Genomic DNA, 3,389 nt, shown 5'->3' on the forward strand with positions numbered 1-3,389 from the left:
GGTTTTCGTGCATGACGAAGAGGGGCCACCCGAAACCGGGCAGCCCCTCCCCACCACACACAAGTCCGGCAGCGACCTACTCTCCCACGCAGTCACCCACGCAGTACCATCGGCGCAGAAGGGCTTAGCTACCGGGTTCGGAATGGAACCGGGCGTTTCCCCTTCGCCATAACCACCGAAACACCACGAGACTACAACCGGAAACCGGCCATACCCCCAGAACCACACAGTGGACGCGCAATACCTTCGAAGACAAGCCCTCGGCCTATTAGTACCGGTCAGCTCCATACGTCACCGTACGCCCACCTCCGGCCTATCAACCCGATCATCTACTCGGGGGCCTTACCAGGTTCACCCTGTGGGAGACCTCATCTCGAAGCAGGCTTCCCGCTTAGATGCTTTCAGCGGTTATCCCTCCCGAACGTAGCCAACCAGCCGTGCCCTTGGCAGAACAACTGGCACACCAGAGGTTCGTCCGTCCCGGTCCTCTCGTACTAGGGACAGCCCTTCTCAAGTCTCCTACGCGCGCGGCGGATAGGGACCGAACTGTCTCACGACGTTCTAAACCCAGCTCGCGTACCGCTTTAATGGGCGAACAGCCCAACCCTTGGGACCTACTCCAGCCCCAGGATGCGACGAGCCGACATCGAGGTGCCAAACCTTGCCGTCGATATGGACTCTTGGGCAAGATCAGCCTGTTATCCCCGGGGTACCTTTTATCCGTTGAGCGACGGCGCTTCCACTAGCCACCGCCGGATCACTAGTCCCTGCTTTCGCACCTGCTCGACATGTCTGTCTCACAGTCAAGCTCCCTTGTGCACTTGCACTCGACACCTGATTGCCAACCAGGCTGAGGGAACCTTTGGGCGCCTCCGTTACCCTTTAGGAGGCAACCGCCCCAGTTAAACTACCCACCTGACACTGTCCCTGATCCGGATCACGGACCCAAGTTAGACACCCAATTCGACCAGAGTGGTATTTCAACAGTGACTCCACCGAAACTGACGTTCCCGCTTCACAGTCTCCCACCTATCCTACACAAGCCGAACCGAGCACCAATATCAAGCTATAGTAAAGGTCCCGGGGTCTTTCCGTCCTGCCGCGCGTAACGAGCATCTTTACTCGTAATGCAATTTCGCCGAGTCTGTGGTTGAGACAGTAGGAAAGTCGTTACGCCATTCGTGCAGGTCGGAACTTACCCGACAAGGAATTTCGCTACCTTAGGATGGTTATAGTTACCACCGCCGTTTACTGGCGCTTAAGTTCTGAGCTTCGCACCGAAATGCTAACCCGTCCCCTTAACGTTCCAGCACCGGGCAGGCGTCACTCCGTATACATCGTCTTACGACTTCGCACGGAGCTGTGTTTTTAGTAAACAGTCGCTTTCCCCTGGTCTCTGCGGCCACTATCCGCTTCGGAGGCACAGCCCCTACACGGACAACGGCCCCCCTTCTCCCGAAGTTACGGGGGCATTTTGCCGAGTTCCTTAACCACAGTTCACTCGCTCGCCTTGGTATTCTCTACCTGACTACCTGTGTCGGTTTCGGGTACGGGCGGCCCTGACACTCGCTAGAGGCTTTTCTCGGCAGCATGGGATCATCCACTTCGCCACAATCGGCTCGGCATCAGGTCTCAGGCACACAAGACACGGATTTACCTATGCCTCGCCCTACACCCTTGCCCCAGGACAACCACCGCCTGGGCTGGACTACCCTCCTGCGTCACCCCATCGCTTGCCTACTACCAGCCGGGATCCCGCGCTCCCCACACCCCACTCGAAAGCAGAATGCAGATCGGACGGTTAGCACGAACCAGGTTCAGCATGGGCGCATCAGCGCCGGTACGGGAATATCAACCCGTTGTCCATCGACTACGCCTGTCGGCCTCGCCTTAGGTCCCGACTCACCCTGGGCGGATTAGCCTGCCCCAGGAACCCTTAGTCATCCGGCGGACGGGATTCTCACCCGTCATTCGCTACTCATGCCTGCATTCTCACTCGTGTAGCATCCACGGCTGGGTCACCCCGCCGCTTCACACACCACACGACGCTCCCCTACCCATACACACACGTGTGTATGCCGCAGCTTCGGCGGTGCGCTTGAGCCCCGCTACATTGTCGGCGCAGAACCACTTGACCAGTGAGCTATTACGCACTCTTTCAAGGGTGGCTGCTTCTAAGCCAACCTCCTGGTTGTCTCCGCGACTCCACATCCTTTCCCACTTAGCGCACGCTTAGGGGCCTTAGCTGGCGATCTGGGCTGTTTCCCTCTCGACTACGAAGCTTATCCCCCGCAGTCTCACTGCCACGCTTCACTTACCGGCATTCGGAGTTTGGCTGACTTCAGTAAGCTTGTAGGCCCCCTAGGCCATCCAGTGCTCTACCTCCGGCAAGAAACACGTGACGCTGCACCTAAATGCATTTCGGGGAGAACCAGCTATCACCGAGTTTGATTGGCCTTTCACCCCTATCCACAGCTCATCCCCCAGGTTTTCAACCCTGGTGGGTTCGGTCCTCCACACGGTCTTACCCGCGCTTCAACCTGGCCATGGATAGATCACTCGGCTTCGGGTCTTGGACATGCGACTCAAACGCCCTCTTCGGACTCGCTTTCGCTACGGCTCCCCCACAAAGGTTAACCTCGCCACACATCGCAAACTCGCAGGCTCATTCTTCAAAAGGCACGCGGTCACAGGGGCAAGCCCCCCGCTCCCACGGATTGTAAGCACACGGTTTCAGGTACTATTTCACTCCCCTCCCGGGGTACTTTTCACCTTTCCCTCACGGTACTCGTCCGCTATCGGTCACCAGGGAGTATTTAGGCTTAGCGGGTGGTCCCGCCAGATTCACACGGAATTTCACGGGCTCCGTGCTACTTGGGATAACGCTCAGGAGACGCCATGCTTTCGCCTACGGGACTCTTACCCTCTACGGCAGCCCATTCGCATGACCTTCGACTAACACGACGCTTTCTCACTCCTCGACAGATCGGCAGATCCGCCCGAACGCTCCCACAACCCCGACCACGCAACGCCTGCCGGCTCTCACACGCCATCGGTTTAGCCTCATCCGCTTTCGCTCGCCACTACTCACGGAATCACGGTTGTTTTCTCTTCCTGCGGGTAATGAGATGTTTCACTTCCCCGCGTTCCCTCCACGCGCCCTATGTGTTCAGGCGCGGGTGACAGGATTTCAAGCCCTGCCGGGTTTCCCCATTCGGAAATCCTCGGATCATAGCTCGGTTGACAGCTCCCCGAGGCATATCGCAGCCTCCCACGTCCTTCATCGGCTCCTGGTGCCAAGGCATCCACCGTGTGCCCTTACTAACTTGGCCACAAAGATGCTCGCGTCCACTGTGTAGTTCTCAAGATACAGACGGCCCCACCCACCC

Annotated in this window: 2 rRNA genes; both read right to left on the reverse strand. The window is 58.0% G+C overall.

Features of this window, described 5'->3' with window-relative positions:
- Positions 1-63: 63 nt before the first annotated feature.
- A 5S ribosomal RNA gene (rrf, locus tag CM1CMNOD_RS11320) occupies positions 64-180 on the reverse strand.
- Positions 181-248: 68 nt separating this feature from the next.
- Positions 249-3,332 (reverse strand): 23S ribosomal RNA (locus CM1CMNOD_RS11325).
- Between the last annotated feature and the right edge of the window lie 57 nt (positions 3,333-3,389).

The organism is Protofrankia symbiont of Coriaria myrtifolia (assembly GCF_900634755.1).
In the GTDB taxonomy this organism is placed as follows: domain Bacteria; phylum Actinomycetota; class Actinomycetes; order Frankiales; family Frankiaceae; genus Protofrankia; species Protofrankia coriariae.